Source organism: Citrobacter amalonaticus (genome assembly GCF_018323885.1).
GTDB lineage: Bacteria > Pseudomonadota > Gammaproteobacteria > Enterobacterales > Enterobacteriaceae > Citrobacter_A > Citrobacter_A amalonaticus.
In genome coordinates this window covers 2,322,252-2,335,428 of the sequence record NZ_AP024585.1, presented here as the reverse complement: position 1 = coordinate 2,335,428, position 13,177 = coordinate 2,322,252, and the positions used below count along the sequence as shown (strand labels likewise).

Below are 13,177 nucleotides of genomic sequence, written 5' to 3'. Positions count from 1 at the left end.
GTAGGCCGGATAGGCGCAGGCGCCTTATCCGACCTACAAAACATCGGTGAATATGTTGTTATTTTTGCTTCGGTTTACGGCGGCCATAGACCAGCCAGGTCACCAGCACGCAGACGATGTAAAACACCAGAAAGATTTTCATGGCACCGACGGGAGAACCGGTCATCGCCAGCGAACTGCCGAAGGCCTTAGGAATGAAGAAGCCGCCGACGGCGCCAATAGCGGAAATAAAGCCCAGCGCGGCGGCGGTGTCGGTCACCGCTTCACGCTGTGCCTGTTCGTCACTGCCACCACGCAGTTTCACCCTGTAGATGGTGAGCTGGCGGAAGATGACGGCGATCATCTGGAAGGTAGAGCCGCTGCCCAGACCGGCAGTTAAGAACAGCCCCATAAAGACCAGATAGAAGGCAATAAAGCTGCCGGAACCGGAGCCGGGAAGTGTCAGGAAGAGCAGGGCCGAGAACAGCGCCATAAAGATGAAGTTAATCAGCGTCACCCGGACGCCGCCGAACTTATCAGAGATGACACCACCTGCAGAACGCGCCAGCGCGCCGATAAACGGGCCAAAAAACGCCAGATTGAGGATGTTCACGTCGGGGAACTGCGTCTTCGCCAACATGGCAAAACCCGCGGAAAAGCCGATGAACGATCCGAATGTGGCCAGATAGAGCAGGCTCAACAGCCAGAGGTGAAAGCGCTTGAGCACCGGTAACTGAGACGCAATAGAGGCTTTGGAACTGGCAATATCATTGGTGCCAACCCAGGCGGCAATCGTGGCAATCGCCAGCAGCGGTACCCAGATCCAGGCCGCGTTTGCCAGCGACAACAGTGACCCATCGGCCTGGGGGACGCCCTGAACGCCGAGGAAGGTGAAGATCGGCAGAAAGATCACCAGCGGCGCGACGAGTTGCATCACGCTGACGCCGAGATTACCCAGTCCACCGTTCACTCCCAGCGCGCTGCCTTGTTTCGATTTTGGGAAAAAGAAGCTGATGTTGCCCATGCTGGAAGCAAAATTTGCGCCAGCAAAACCGCATAGCAGCGCGATAATGATAAATACCTCGAAAGGGGTGGTGGTATTTTGCACCGCAAAGCCGAGCCAGACGCAAGGAATAATCAGGATTGCGGTACTAAACACCGTCCAACGGCGTCCGCCAAATATAGGCACCATAAAGGAGTAGGGAACACGTAATATTGCACCAGAAAGAGAAGGTAATGCGGTCAATAAAAAGAGTTGATCGGTGGTGAAATTAAAACCAATTTTATTAAGATTGACGGCAACGGCACTAAATAACATCCAGACGCAGAAGGCGAGTAAAAGGCAAGTAACTGAGATACAAAGGTTTCTTCGCGCTATGTGCTTTCCTTTATTCTCCCAAAATGCAGGATTTTCCGGCTTCCAGTCACTCAAAAGATAACGATTATTTTTCTCATTTTGTCGTGCCATATTACCCCTCACATGCACAGATCGTTCATAAAAAAATAAGAAATAGTCTGCGTAAAAGGGCGCTATACGCCCTTTTTAGAATTTATTAATGCTTTTAGGAATATTGATGAAAGGATAGATAAAAATGCGCAACCACGCGGAGCGAAGGGGGAATAACAGGTTGCTTAAGTGTTACCAAATGTAAATAAAAAGTATAAGTGATTAACCTTCATTCGTTCAGGAAAAAAGCTCCAGCTCAATCATGCGATCAAGATGGCGATCAAACGCCGGGTCGGCCATCTCCTGAATGCCGAGAACGTACATGCCATCAAGGCCACAGACCAGCGCAATCAGGCGCCAGGCGATGTCGGCAGGGTCGGAGGCGGGGGTGAACTCTCCGTCAGCGAGTCCGCTTTCGATAATCGCGACCGTTTCCTCGTGCCACATGCGCATGGTGAGGAGATAAGCGCTTTTGATTTCCGGGTCTTTATCCGCAAGGATCTGCGCTTCGCGCCAGAGCTTAATGTAGGGCTCGAATCCGCGATCATCACTGCCCAGCGCGGCGTGCAGACGCGTGCGCCAGGTGGCATCTTCCGCGACCAGTTCCGCATCCAGCAAGGTGCGAATCAGACGAACAAAAGCCTGTGATTTCAGTTCGCCAGCGGAGCTGAAATGGTGGTGGACTTGCCCGGTGGCCACTTTTGCTTCTGTGGCTATCCGTCGGACGGTCATGGCCGAAAAACCGTCTTCGAGCGCCACGCGCATGGCGGCCTGCAATATCACTTCGCGACGCTCATCTTTGTTCAGATAGCTCATATCCCCTCCATTCTTTGCGGAGAGGCAGTGTATCAACAAGCTGGACAACCGTTCAATTGTTACACGCTACAACTGAAGCGAGAGTTCCATCGCGGAACGACGCAGGGGGGCCAGCGCTTTTTCCTTCAACGCGGCGGCGCTCATTGATGACGCCGGCACCCCGACATTGAGGGCCGCCACCACATTGCCACTGCGGGAAAGCAGCGGAACGGCCAGGGAACAGAGTCCAACTTCGATCTGTCGGTCAGCCAACGCGTAGCCCTGGATACGTACCCGTGCGATCTCTTCCCGCAGCGCCGTCAGGTCGCAAATCGTATGCGGGGTATAGCGGAGGAGCTGAGCGCGTGACAATGTCACTTCTAACTGTTCTTCGGGAAGCGCGCTAAGCAGCACGCGACCCATCGACGTGGCCCATGCGGGCAGACGGCTACCGCGTCCAATGTCGACGCTGAGCAGGTTATTCACCGCCGCGCGGGCGATATACAGTACGTTATCGCCATCAAGCGTGGCAGCAGAACAGGATTCGCCGAGTGATTTACCCAGATTATCCAGCGCGGCCTGCGCCACTTTTGCCAGCGGCGTACCGGCGAGATAGGCGTGACCCACGGCCAGTACGCGTGGCAGCAGTTCATAACTGCGGCCGTCGGGACTGTGCACCATACCCAGTGCCGCCAGGGTATAGAGACAGCGACGCACAGCCGCACGGGAAATCTGCGTTTTCTGGCTGAGTTGTGAAATCGTCAGGCGCTGACGTTGAGGAGTAAACGCATTCAGGACTTCCAGACCCCGCGCCAGGGACAGCATAAAATTAGGGTCAGACTTAGCCGGCGGGCTATTGATAACTATCTGATTTTTATCGCTCATTGAGTCCTTCTCCTGTGCAACGCAAATCTTAAACCGCATCAACTATACCGCGCGAATGAACGCGAGCCCGGGAATATCCCCATTTTCCCACCGGGATCACACTATTAACCTCAACGTAACAATCACGCCGATAATCGCACAACATTTCGATTATCGCCGTTGACCACCTCCATAGCACACACCTATTGTCAAAAGCATCGTCACCGTGGGTTATCACCGGTGGCACGAAAAGTAATGATATTTATGCTCAGGAAGAAACGAATGACTGCGACCGTTGAACATATTGAAAGCTGGGTGGTTGATGTCCCGACGATTCGGCCTCACAAACTTTCCATGACCACGATGGGGTGCCAGACGCTGGTGATTGTCCGGATCACACGTTCAGACGGGATCTGCGGCATTGGCGAAGCCACTACTATTGGTGGTCTGAGCTATGGGGTGGAAAGTCCGGAGGCGATTCAGTCCGCGATTACGCACTATTTCACACCTCTGTTGAAAGGCCAGCCTGCCGGGAATCTGAATGCGCTGACGTCGCGTATTCGCAGTGCAATCAAAGGCAACACCTTTGCCAAATCGGCTATTGAAACCGCGCTGCTGGATGCCCAGGGAAAAGCGTTAGGACTGCCGGTTTCCGCACTGCTGGGCGGCGCGCTGAATACCGTCCTGCCGGTCTTATGGACGCTCGCCAGCGGCAACACGGACAACGATATTGCCGAGGGACAGCGGCTGCTGGATGCCGGGCGGCATCGGGCATTTAAGCTGAAGATCGGCGCCCGGGAGCTGGAAACCGACCTGCGTCATACCCGTGCCATTGTGGAAGCGCTGGGGGATCGCGCCAGCATCCGTGTTGACGTCAACCAGGCGTGGGATGCCACTTCAGCGGCAAAAGGATGTCGGGAACTGGCGGCCATGGGCGTTGACCTGATTGAGCAACCGGTGAGCGCCGAAGACAACAATGCGCTGGTTCGCCTGAGTCATCGCAGTGACGCAGCGATCCTGGCGGATGAATCCGTTGCCAGCCATTTCGACGGTTATCGTCTGGCGCAGCAGGGGTTCAGCGGCGCCTATGCGCTGAAGATTGCCAAAGCCGGTGGACCGGCCAGCGTGCTGAAACTGGCGCACGTTGCACAGGCGGCAGGAATCGGACTGTACGGCGGCACGATGCTCGAAGGTACCGTGGGTACGGTGGCATCACTGCATGCATGGTCAACTCTGCCGTTGCAGTGGGGCACAGAGATGTTTGGCCCGCTGCTGTTAAAAGATGACATCGTCAGCTTTCCGCTCTCCTTCGCCGATGGTTGTGTCACGCTGCCGCAAGCACCGGGACTGGGAGTCGAACTGGATGAGGAAAAACTGCAGTTTTATGCCCGCAAGCGTCGGGAATAACAGGAGAGACAAATGTTATTTAAAGTGGATATGACCGTGAAGATTCCTTACGGAATGCCGGCGAATGAAATTGAAGAGATTAAATTACGGGAAAAAGCCTATTCCCAACAGTTACAACGAGACGGTAAATGGCGACATATCTGGCGCGTTGCAGGACAGTACGCCAATGTCAGTATCTTTAATGTCGATGATACCGAAGAATTACACCGGATATTAATGGCACTGCCGTTATATCCATTCATGGATATTCGTATCGAAGCGCTGTGCCGCCATCCATCGTCTATTCAGAATAACGACCGATAATATCAGTACCGCATGCCGGAAATGATCCGGCATAACCCTACAGACAATAATAAGCGAGACGCATTATGAGCCATTCTTTTATCCAACAAGATGACGTACAGAAATTATTGCGTGAAGGTGCCGGATTAAATGGGCCGGAAGGGAATGAACGTTTTAAATCGATTATTCACCGCCTGCTCGGTGATATTTGTACCCTTATTGATGATTATAATGTCACGCAGGAAGAATTCTGGCATGCGGTGAATTATCTGCATGAACTGGGCGGACGTCAGGAAGCGGCCCTGCTTGCTGCCGGTCTGGGTCTGGAACACTTCCTCGATCTGCGCCAGGAAGCGATCGAATCCCGCCAGTCATCAGAGACCGGTACCCCGCGTACCATCGAAGGGCCATTGTATGTGGCTAACGCACCGCTGGCTGATGGCTATGCCCGGATGGATGACGGCAAAGATGCTGGCGAAGTGATGTGGTTGCACGGTCAGGTCAAGGACGTACACGGACAACCGGTGGCCGGGGCGATTGTCGATATCTGGCATGCCAACACGCTGGGCAATTACTCTTTCTTCGATCAGAGCCAGAGCGACTACAACCTGCGCCGTCGCATTCGTACCGACGCTGAAGGGCGCTACAGCGTGCGCAGTATTCTGCCTTCGGGTTACGGTTGCCCGCCGGACGGCCCGACGCAGAAATTGCTCAATCAACTGGGCCGCCACGGCAACCGCCCGGCGCACATCCACTTCTTTGTCTCTGCGCCGGGCTTTAAGCACCTGACCAGTCAGATCAACCTGAACGGTGACCAGTATCTGTGGGATGATTTCGCCTTCGCTACCCGTGATGGTCTGATTGCCGACCCGGTGAAAATCAGCGATCCGGCGTTGATTCAGCAACGCGACCTTGCCGGTGAACATACAGAAGTCTGTTTCGACTTTACGCTGTGCGCGGCGCAACGTGCTGAAGAAGAACAACGAATTACCCGACTGCGCGCTCAGGAATAATACGCGACGCCTGTCTGACCCATATCGTTTTATACCCTACATAATTTGAGCGCAGCCAACACAACTGCCACTTGAAGTATGACGGGTATATACATCCTGAATTATGCAGGAGGGATACACTCATGCAAAAAACGCTCTCGGCATTAAAAGATAAAATCACGCAGGCTCTGATTGTGGATCGTGATAATCATATTTATCGTTGCCATCGTTCTATATTTACCGATGAGCAGTTATTTAATCTGGAACTCAAACATATCTTCGAAGGGAACTGGGTATTTCTGGCGCATGAAAGTCAGATCCCGGAACCCGGTGATTATTTTACGCTGACCCTGGGACGTCAACCGGTCATAATTACCCGCGATAAAAAGAACGAACTGCATGCGCTTATTAATAGCTGTGCGCATCGTGGCGCGATGTTATGTCGACGAAAGACGGGAAATAAAAACTCCTTTACCTGTCCGTTTCACGGCTGGACCTTCAGTAATAACGGCAAACTGTTGAAGGCGAAAGATGAAAGTACCGGTGGTTATCCGGAGACATTCAGGCATGACGGGTCGCACGATCTGAAATCGCTTCCGCGCTTTGCCTCGTATCGCGGATTTCTGTTCGGTAGTCTGAGTGAAGATGTGCTGCCGCTGGAAACCTACCTCGGCGAGACCAGCAAAATTATCGATCTGATGGTCGATCAGGCTCCCGAGGGGCTGGAAGTCCTGAAAGGTTCGTCCAGCTATGTCTATGAAGGCAACTGGAAACTGGGGGCGGAAAACGGGGCCGACGGCTATCACGTCAGCGTGGTGCACTGGAATTATGCCTCAACCATGTCGCGCCGTAATTACGAAGCGGAAGGCACGCGGACGGTGGATGCCAACGGCTGGTCTAAGAGTCTCGGCGGTGGTTACGGGTTTGAACACGGTCATATGCTGCTGTGGACGCGGGCGATGAACCCTGAAGTCCGCCCGGTTTACGATCATCGTGAGCGGTTAAAGGCGGAATTTGGTGAAAATCGTGCCGACCAGATGGTCAATGAGACACGGAATTTGTGTCTCTATCCCAACGTGTACCTGATGGATCAGTTTTCCACGCAGATCCGCGTGATTCGCCCCATCGCGGTCGATAAAACCGAAGTGACGATCTGGTGCTTTGCGCCTAAAGGCGAATCTGACCAGGCTCGCGCGCTACGCATTCGCCAGTATGAGGATTTCTTTAACGTCAGCGGGATGGGAACCCCCGACGATCTGGAAGAGTTCAGCGCCTGCCAGCGCGGCTATCTGGGAGAAAATCTGGCGTGGAGCGATCTCAGTCGCGGCGCGCTGCACTGGGTAGATGGTCCGGATGAACATGCGCAACAGGCAGGATTCAGACCGCTGTTGAGTGGTGTGAAGTCCGAAGATGAGGCGCTCTACATCGCTCATCATCATCACTGGCAAAACCTGATGCTCGCAGCGGTGGAAAAAGAACAGCAGCAATATGAACAGTCGATTACGCAACGCGTGGAGGTGGGCGGATGTTAACGCTTGAACAGGTTCGCCAGTTTCTCTACTACGAAGCGCGGTTGCTGGACGATCGCCAGTGGGACGCGTGGCTCAACTGCTATAGCCCGAAGGTAGTCTTCTGGATGCCCGCCTGGGGCGATGATGATAAAACCACCCGCGACCCACAGCGGGAGATTTCGCTTATCTATTATCCCAACCGGGACGGACTGGAAGATCGGGTGTACCGCATCAAAACCGAACGTTCCGGCGCCAGCACCCCGGAGCCGCGTACCACGCATATGATCAGCAACATCGAACTGCTGGGCGAGAAAGAAGGCGGCATCGAGGTGCGCTACAACTGGGTCACTTACAGCCACCGTTATCAGCATACCGATGCCTACTTCGGCACCACACACTGCACGCTGGTTGAACAGGACGGCCAGCCGCAAATCACGCGGAAAACTGTGCGACTCAATAACGACTATATCCGTCAGGTGATTGACGTTTACCATATTTAAGAGGTGCTTATGAGTTTTACAATTGCCCTCAATTTTGAGGACGGCATCACCCGTTTTATTCAATGCAACGCCGGTGAAAAGGTGCTGGATGCCGCTTACCGGCAGAAGGTGAACCTGCCGATGGATTGCTCCGACGGCGTTTGCGGCACCTGTAAATGCCACTGCGCCAGCGGCGATTACGCGCTGGGAGAGGACTTTCTGGAAGAGGCGCTGAGCGAGGATGAAGCCACTGCACGACAGGTGCTGATCTGCCAGATGATCCCCGCCAGCGACTGTGTCATTGACGTGCCGGTCGCTGCGGCACAGTGTAAAACCAGCATCACGACGACGCATGCAGATGTGCTGGCGATCAATGCGCTCTCTGACACCGCGATTGAACTGATCGTACGCCCGGATACCGCGCTCCATTTTCTCTCCGGGCAGTACATCAACATTCAGGTTCCGGGGACGACGCAGCAGCGTGCCTACTCATTCAGTTCGCTGCCGGGCAGTAACGAAGGACGCTTTCTGATCCGTAATGTGCCCGGTGGGTTGATGAGTCAGTGGCTGACCCAGCGCGGACAACCCGGTGATACCGTTACGCTTAGCGGTCCGATGGGCAATTTTTATCTGCGCCACGGCGAACGCCCGGTGCTGATGCTGGCTGGCGGTACCGGACTGGCCCCGATGCTGTCCATGCTGGAAACGCTCGCTGCGCAGGGGAGCCAGCGTCAGATCTCGTTACTGTATGGCGTGACCTATGATGTCGACCTGGTCAAAACCGACGCGCTGGACGCCTTTCAGCAGAAACTGGCTGACTTCCGCTGGTTACCGGTTGTCGCCGACGCGCAAAGTGGTTGTCCACAGCGCGGGTTTGTCACCGATCATCTTAGCGAGGCGATGCTCAATCAGGGCGATGTGGATATTTATCTTTGTGGTCCGCCGCCGATGGTCAATGCCATCACCACGGCGTTACGCGAGCGGGGCATTACGCCAGCCGGATTCTGGTACGAAAAATTTATCGCCAGCCAGAGTGCGGCGGCGTAAGGAGCCTCTATGCGATTTAACGATAAAGTTGTGGCCATTACCGGCGCGGCGCAGGGAATTGGTCGCCAGACCGCTATTCAGGCCGCGCAAGAAGGGGCGCGGCTGTTGCTTATCGATCGTTCCCGCCACGTCCATGAACTGGCGGCAACGCTGGCGTCGGGTGGGTGTCAGGTGCTGGCGCTGGAAGCGGACCTGGAACAATGGGAAAGCACCGAACAGGTTTTTGCCGCAGGCGTCGCGCATTTTGGACAACTGGACGTGCTGGTCAATAACGTCGGCGGGACTATCTGGGCCCGACCGTTTGCCGAATACCAGCCGGATCAGATTGAGAAAGAGATCCGTCGTTCGCTGTTTCCGACACTGTGGGGCTGCCGCGCAGCGCTCCCGTGGATGCTGAAACAGGGGCGCGGCAGTATTGTTAATATCTCTTCTGTTGCCACAGGCGGGGTAAACCGCGTGCCATATTCAGCCGCGAAGGGCGGCGTCAACGCGCTAACACGATCGATTGCAATGGAATACAGCGGCTGCGGTATTCGCATCAATGCGGTGGCACCCGGAGGGACCGACGCCCCGGCGCGTCTCGTTCCGCGTAATGACGAAACGCCGTCCGCCCAGGAGCAGGCGTGGTATCAGCAGGTGATTGATCAGACCATCGACAGCAGTCTGATGCACCGCTATGGAACGCTGGCGGAGCAGGCGAATGCGATCCTGTTCCTCGCCAGCGATGACGCCAGCTATATTACCGGCGTCATCTTACCGGTCGCCGGAGGCGATCTCGGCTGATGTTGTTCTGCCCGTAAGCCGACACGGGAGGTCGGCTTGCTGTTTTATTCCGCTGGATTGCCATCATTCACCGACGTCAAAATCATTCACAGATTCAATAACCCTCATCTTCGATAATCACGTAGCTGAACAAAAAGTTGGACATACGTTCAATTTTCCGTAGGATCGTGGAAGCTGGACATGTGTCCAGTTTGTATTTACAGGGAGCTTTATGTTTCGTCAGTGGTTAACGTTAGTGATTATTGTGCTGGTCTACATTCCTGTTGCGATTGATGCAACGGTGCTGCATGTTGCCGCACCCACGCTGAGTATGACGCTGGTTGCCAGTGGCAACGAGCTGTTGTGGATCATTGATATTTACTCGCTGGTGATGGCAGGGATGGTACTGCCGATGGGCGCGCTCGGCGATCGCATCGGCTTTAAGCGCCTGCTGATCCTCGGCGGGACGCTGTTCGGTCTCGCGTCACTGGCTGCCGCCTTTGCCCACACCGCCAGCTGGCTGATCGCCACTCGGGCCATTCTGGCAATTGGCGCGGCGATGATCGTACCGGCGACGCTGGCCGGGATCCGCGCCACCTTCTCGCAAGCACGCCATCGCAACATGGCGCTTGGCGTCTGGGCGGCAGTGGGGTCTGGCGGGGCGGCATTCGGCCCGCTGGTGGGCGGCATGCTGCTTGAGCACTTCTATTGGGGCTCAGTGTTCTTAATCAATGTGCCGATTGTACTTGTCGTGGTGGCGCTCACTGCGCGCTATGTTCCGCGTCAGGCCGGACGTCGCGATCAGTCGCTCAATCTGGGACATGCCATTATGCTGATTGTCGCGATTTTGCTGCTGGTTTACAGTGCGAAAACGGCGCTGAAAGGGCACATAGCCACCGGCGTTATCGCGCTGGCGCTGGTGAGCGGCGCACTGTTGCTGGCGCAGTTTGTCCGCATTCAGCTGGCGGCGAGTCGTCCCATGATTGATATGCGCCTGTTCACCCATCGTATTATCTTAAGCGGCGTGGTGATGGCGATGACAGCGATGATTACACTGGTCGGTTTTGAGCTGTTAATGGCGCAGGAATTGCAGTTTGTTCATGGCTTAACGCCGTATCAGGCTGGATTGTTTATGCTGCCAGTGATGCTGGCCAGTGGGTTTAGCGGCCCGATTGCCGGGATGCTGGTATCACGACTGGGGCTGCGGAAAGTGGCAACCGGCGGAATGGCGCTAAGCGCATTGAGTTTCTATGGCCTGGCGGCAACGGATTTCAGTACCCAGCAAATTCAGGCCTGGATGTTAATGGCGCTACTGGGATTCAGTGCCGCCAGCGCGCTGTTGGCCTCAACGGCGGCGATCATGGCGGAGGCGCCAGCTGAGAAAGCGGCAGCGGCCGGGGCGATCGAAACGATGGCCTATGAGCTGGGGGCGGGGCTGGGAATTGCTATCTTTGGTCTGTTGCTCAGCCGCAGTTTCTCTGCGTCGATTGTGCTGCCTGACGGTCTGAACGCCGGAGAAATGGAACGTGCCTCGTCTTCAATGGGTGAAGCGGTACAACTGGCGCAGTCGCTTCCCTCGGCATTGGCGGATCCTGTTCTGCTGGCCGCGAAGCAGGCTTTTACCTGGTCGCATAGCGTGGCATTAAGCAGCGCCGGGAGCATGCTGATTTTGCTGGCAGTCGGCATGTGGTTCAGTCTGGCGAAGGCCGCACGCGAGTAACTCAGTAGGTGAACTGGCAGCGGTTGTCCAGTTCTTCCACTTCCTTGCCGCTCAGACGAGCGTACTGACCTGTAAGCCGCCAGAATGCGGGTTGCGTTTCGGTATAAATCTCAGCGGCGAGGATCAGACGACGACGATCGACCTCGTTAAATTCGAGCAACGTCCAGGGAATGAAGTAGCGCTCAGTGTCGGTCAACTTGATCCACAACGGACATCCACAGCCGGAACAAAAATACCGTTCCCCGCGTGGCGACGATGCAAAATGCGCCGGGTCGGATGCATCGGCATCCATCATCGGCTGCCCACAGGCTTCCAGATACATCGCGATCCCACCGGACCATTTCTGGCAAATCGTACAGTGACAGGCGTAGACATCGAGGGATTCGAGGTCGACGGTGAAATGGCTCTGCCCGCAGAGACAACGTCCTGTATAGGTTTGCACGGCATTCTCCTTATGACCGATTCGATTTCGGGGGAAAAAAAACCAGCCCATCGTGGGCTGGCTTTTGTACAGCTCAATTCTAAAAAATTAGAACTGATAGGTCAGGCCAACGGCAACGATGTCGTCAGTGCCTACACCAGCAGCACGAGTAAAGTTGCTTTCGTCGATCAGGTTGATTTTGTAATCAACATAAGTAGACATGTTTTTGTTGAAGTAGTAGGTTGCGCCAACATCAACGTATTCAACCAGATCCTGGTCGCCCCATGCACCCAGGTCTTTACCTTTGGATTTCAGGTAAGCCAGGGACGGACGCAGACCGAAGTCGAACTGATACTGAGCAACAACTTCAAAGTTCTGAGTTTTGTTCGCGATGTGATCATCACCGAACGGCGTCATGTTACGAGTTTCAGAGTAGGTAGTTGCCAGGTAGATGTTGTTTGCATCATATTTCAGGCCAGCAGCCCACACTTCAGCGTTGTCGCCGGAAGCATTCAGGCTGTTGTTACCGTAAGCAACCTGGTCATCAGTACGGTCAGATTTCGCATAAGCGGCGCTTGCTGCAAAACCTTCGTACTCATAGCTGGTGGACAGACCGAAGCCGTCACCGTTCGCTTTAACTTCGTCGCCACGATCGTTTTTACCCTGATACTGCAGGGCAAAGTTCCAGCCTTCAACCAGACCGAAGAAGTCGGTGTTACGGTAGGTTGCAACGCCAGTGGTACGGGCAGTCATGAAGTTGTCAGTCTGGGTCCAGGTGTCACCACCGAACTCAGGCAGAACGTCGGTCCATGCGCCAACGTCGTAAGCAACGCCATAGTTACGGCCGTAATCGAAAGAACCGAACTCAGCAAATTTCAGACCAGCAAACGCCAGACGAGTTTTGTTGCCTTTGTTGCCATTCGCTTCGTCGTTGTTGCCTTTGAATTCATATTCCCACTGGCCGAAACCGGTCAGCTGATCGTTAATCTGCGTTTCACCTTTGAAACCCAGACGTGCATAAGTTTTGTCGCCATCATCGCCGTCATTGTCGGAGAAGTAGTGCAGAGCGGTAACTTTACCGTACAGATCCAGTTTGTTGCCGTCTTTGTTATACACTTCTGCCGCATTCACGACGCCTGCTGCCAACAGGCTAGTCACTGCCACTGCAACTAATTTAAGTTTCATTGTTAACAATCCTTATAATTTTCTTGGTGTGATTCCTGAACCATTGTCGATCGAATCATTTAATCAATGGCAAGCTATTTTTAAATTACGCAGCAGTATCAATTCAATAATAAGTTTCATGTAATTGCAGATTATTTCTATTTGTGTGATCCAGATCGCCTTAAGTCAAATCTGAGTCGCAGATATTCTTAGAAATTACCTTTCATGCAATATTTTCACAGGGGACTATATACGCGTAATTGGTTATTAATTGAGGTAGTTAACAATGTGTACTATATACGGATTA

At 54.2% G+C, this 13,177-nt stretch carries 13 protein-coding genes; 8 read left to right on the top strand and 5 right to left on the bottom strand.

What is annotated here, in order from left to right:
• Window positions 1–58: 58 nt before the first annotated feature.
• From KI228_RS10975 to KI228_RS10965, 3 genes are all read right to left on the bottom strand, one after another.
• Window positions 59–1,447: a NarK family nitrate/nitrite MFS transporter gene (locus KI228_RS10975; RefSeq protein ID WP_141227526.1), complete on the bottom strand. Its 1,389-nt coding sequence runs from the start codon at window positions 1,445–1,447 to the stop codon at window positions 59–61.
• Between the two features lie 216 nt (window positions 1,448–1,663).
• Window positions 1,664–2,242 carry a TetR family transcriptional regulator gene (locus KI228_RS10970; protein WP_141227525.1) on the bottom strand — a complete coding sequence of 193 codons (579 nt, stop codon included), beginning with the start codon at window positions 2,240–2,242 and terminating at the stop codon, window positions 1,664–1,666.
• Between the two features lie 66 nt (window positions 2,243–2,308).
• A complete protein-coding gene (locus KI228_RS10965) occupies window positions 2,309–3,145 on the bottom strand; it encodes an IclR family transcriptional regulator domain-containing protein (protein WP_161215637.1) in 837 nt (278 codons plus the stop codon).
• 195 nt (window positions 3,146–3,340) lie between these two features.
• On the opposite strand from KI228_RS10965, the gene KI228_RS10960 reads away from it, so the two are divergent.
• The 8 genes from KI228_RS10960 (at window position 3,341) to KI228_RS10925 (ending at window position 11,285) form a co-directional block, all read left to right on the top strand.
• Window positions 3,341–4,492 (top strand): muconate cycloisomerase family protein, encoded by a 1,152-nt coding sequence (locus tag KI228_RS10960; protein WP_224267579.1) that lies wholly within the window; start codon window positions 3,341–3,343, stop codon window positions 4,490–4,492.
• Window positions 4,493–4,504: 12 nt separating this feature from the next.
• Window positions 4,505–4,795, top strand: a complete 291-nt coding sequence (catC, locus tag KI228_RS10955) for a muconolactone Delta-isomerase (protein WP_141227524.1) — start codon at window positions 4,505–4,507, stop codon at window positions 4,793–4,795.
• 65 nt (window positions 4,796–4,860) lie between these two features.
• Complete coding sequence (gene catA, locus KI228_RS10950) at window positions 4,861–5,787, top strand: catechol 1,2-dioxygenase (RefSeq protein ID WP_043000681.1); 927 nt, start codon at window positions 4,861–4,863, stop codon at window positions 5,785–5,787.
• 122 nt (window positions 5,788–5,909) lie between these two features.
• Complete coding sequence (locus tag KI228_RS10945) at window positions 5,910–7,298, top strand: Rieske 2Fe-2S domain-containing protein (RefSeq protein ID WP_104010311.1); 1,389 nt, start codon at window positions 5,910–5,912, stop codon at window positions 7,296–7,298.
• Window positions 7,292–7,777 (top strand): benzoate 1,2-dioxygenase small subunit, encoded by a 486-nt coding sequence (gene benB, locus KI228_RS10940; protein ID WP_044328245.1) that lies wholly within the window; start codon window positions 7,292–7,294, stop codon window positions 7,775–7,777. Before KI228_RS10945 ends, benB begins: the two co-directional genes overlap by 7 nt.
• Window positions 7,778–7,786: 9 nt before the next feature.
• Window positions 7,787–8,803, top strand: coding sequence for a benzoate 1,2-dioxygenase electron transfer component BenC (gene benC / locus KI228_RS10935; protein WP_141227523.1), 1,017 nt, complete (start codon window positions 7,787–7,789; stop codon window positions 8,801–8,803).
• A gap of 9 nt (window positions 8,804–8,812) precedes the next feature.
• Complete coding sequence (locus tag KI228_RS10930; protein ID WP_061070113.1) at window positions 8,813–9,586, top strand: 1,6-dihydroxycyclohexa-2,4-diene-1-carboxylate dehydrogenase; 774 nt, start codon at window positions 8,813–8,815, stop codon at window positions 9,584–9,586.
• A 211-nt stretch (window positions 9,587–9,797) separates the two neighbouring features.
• Window positions 9,798–11,285 (top strand): MFS transporter, encoded by a 1,488-nt coding sequence (locus tag KI228_RS10925; RefSeq protein WP_061070114.1) that lies wholly within the window; start codon window positions 9,798–9,800, stop codon window positions 11,283–11,285.
• A gap of 1 nt (window position 11,286) precedes the next feature.
• On the opposite strand, the gene KI228_RS10920 is transcribed toward KI228_RS10925, so the two are convergent.
• Together KI228_RS10920 and ompC are read right to left on the bottom strand one after the other, a co-directional pair.
• Entirely contained in the window at window positions 11,287–11,727 is a 441-nt protein-coding gene (locus tag KI228_RS10920) for a GFA family protein (RefSeq protein WP_043000687.1), read from the bottom strand.
• Window positions 11,728–11,814: 87 nt separating this feature from the next.
• Window positions 11,815–12,891 carry a porin OmpC gene (gene ompC, locus KI228_RS10915; RefSeq protein WP_044257932.1) on the bottom strand — a complete coding sequence of 359 codons (1,077 nt, stop codon included), beginning with the start codon at window positions 12,889–12,891 and terminating at the stop codon, window positions 11,815–11,817.
• Window positions 12,892–13,177: the final 286 nt, after the last annotated feature.

Coding starts and splice junctions, on each gene's coding strand:
- KI228_RS10975 (WP_141227526.1), bottom strand. CDS start 1,447: ATGGCACGACAAAATGAGAAAAATAATCGTTATCTTTTGAGTGACTGG.
- KI228_RS10970 (WP_141227525.1), bottom strand. CDS start 2,242: ATGAGCTATCTGAACAAAGATGAGCGTCGCGAAGTGATATTGCAGGCC.
- KI228_RS10965 (WP_161215637.1), bottom strand. CDS start 3,145: ATGCGGTTTAAGATTTGCGTTGCACAGGAGAAGGACTCAATGAGCGAT.
- KI228_RS10960 (WP_224267579.1), top strand. CDS start 3,341: ATGATATTTATGCTCAGGAAGAAACGAATGACTGCGACCGTTGAACAT.
- catC (WP_141227524.1), top strand. CDS start 4,505: ATGTTATTTAAAGTGGATATGACCGTGAAGATTCCTTACGGAATGCCG.
- catA (WP_043000681.1), top strand. CDS start 4,861: ATGAGCCATTCTTTTATCCAACAAGATGACGTACAGAAATTATTGCGT.
- KI228_RS10945 (WP_104010311.1), top strand. CDS start 5,910: ATGCAAAAAACGCTCTCGGCATTAAAAGATAAAATCACGCAGGCTCTG.
- benB (WP_044328245.1), top strand. CDS start 7,292: ATGTTAACGCTTGAACAGGTTCGCCAGTTTCTCTACTACGAAGCGCGG.
- benC (WP_141227523.1), top strand. CDS start 7,787: ATGAGTTTTACAATTGCCCTCAATTTTGAGGACGGCATCACCCGTTTT.
- KI228_RS10930 (WP_061070113.1), top strand. CDS start 8,813: ATGCGATTTAACGATAAAGTTGTGGCCATTACCGGCGCGGCGCAGGGA.
- KI228_RS10925 (WP_061070114.1), top strand. CDS start 9,798: ATGTTTCGTCAGTGGTTAACGTTAGTGATTATTGTGCTGGTCTACATT.
- ompC (WP_044257932.1), bottom strand. CDS start 12,891: ATGAAACTTAAATTAGTTGCAGTGGCAGTGACTAGCCTGTTGGCAGCA.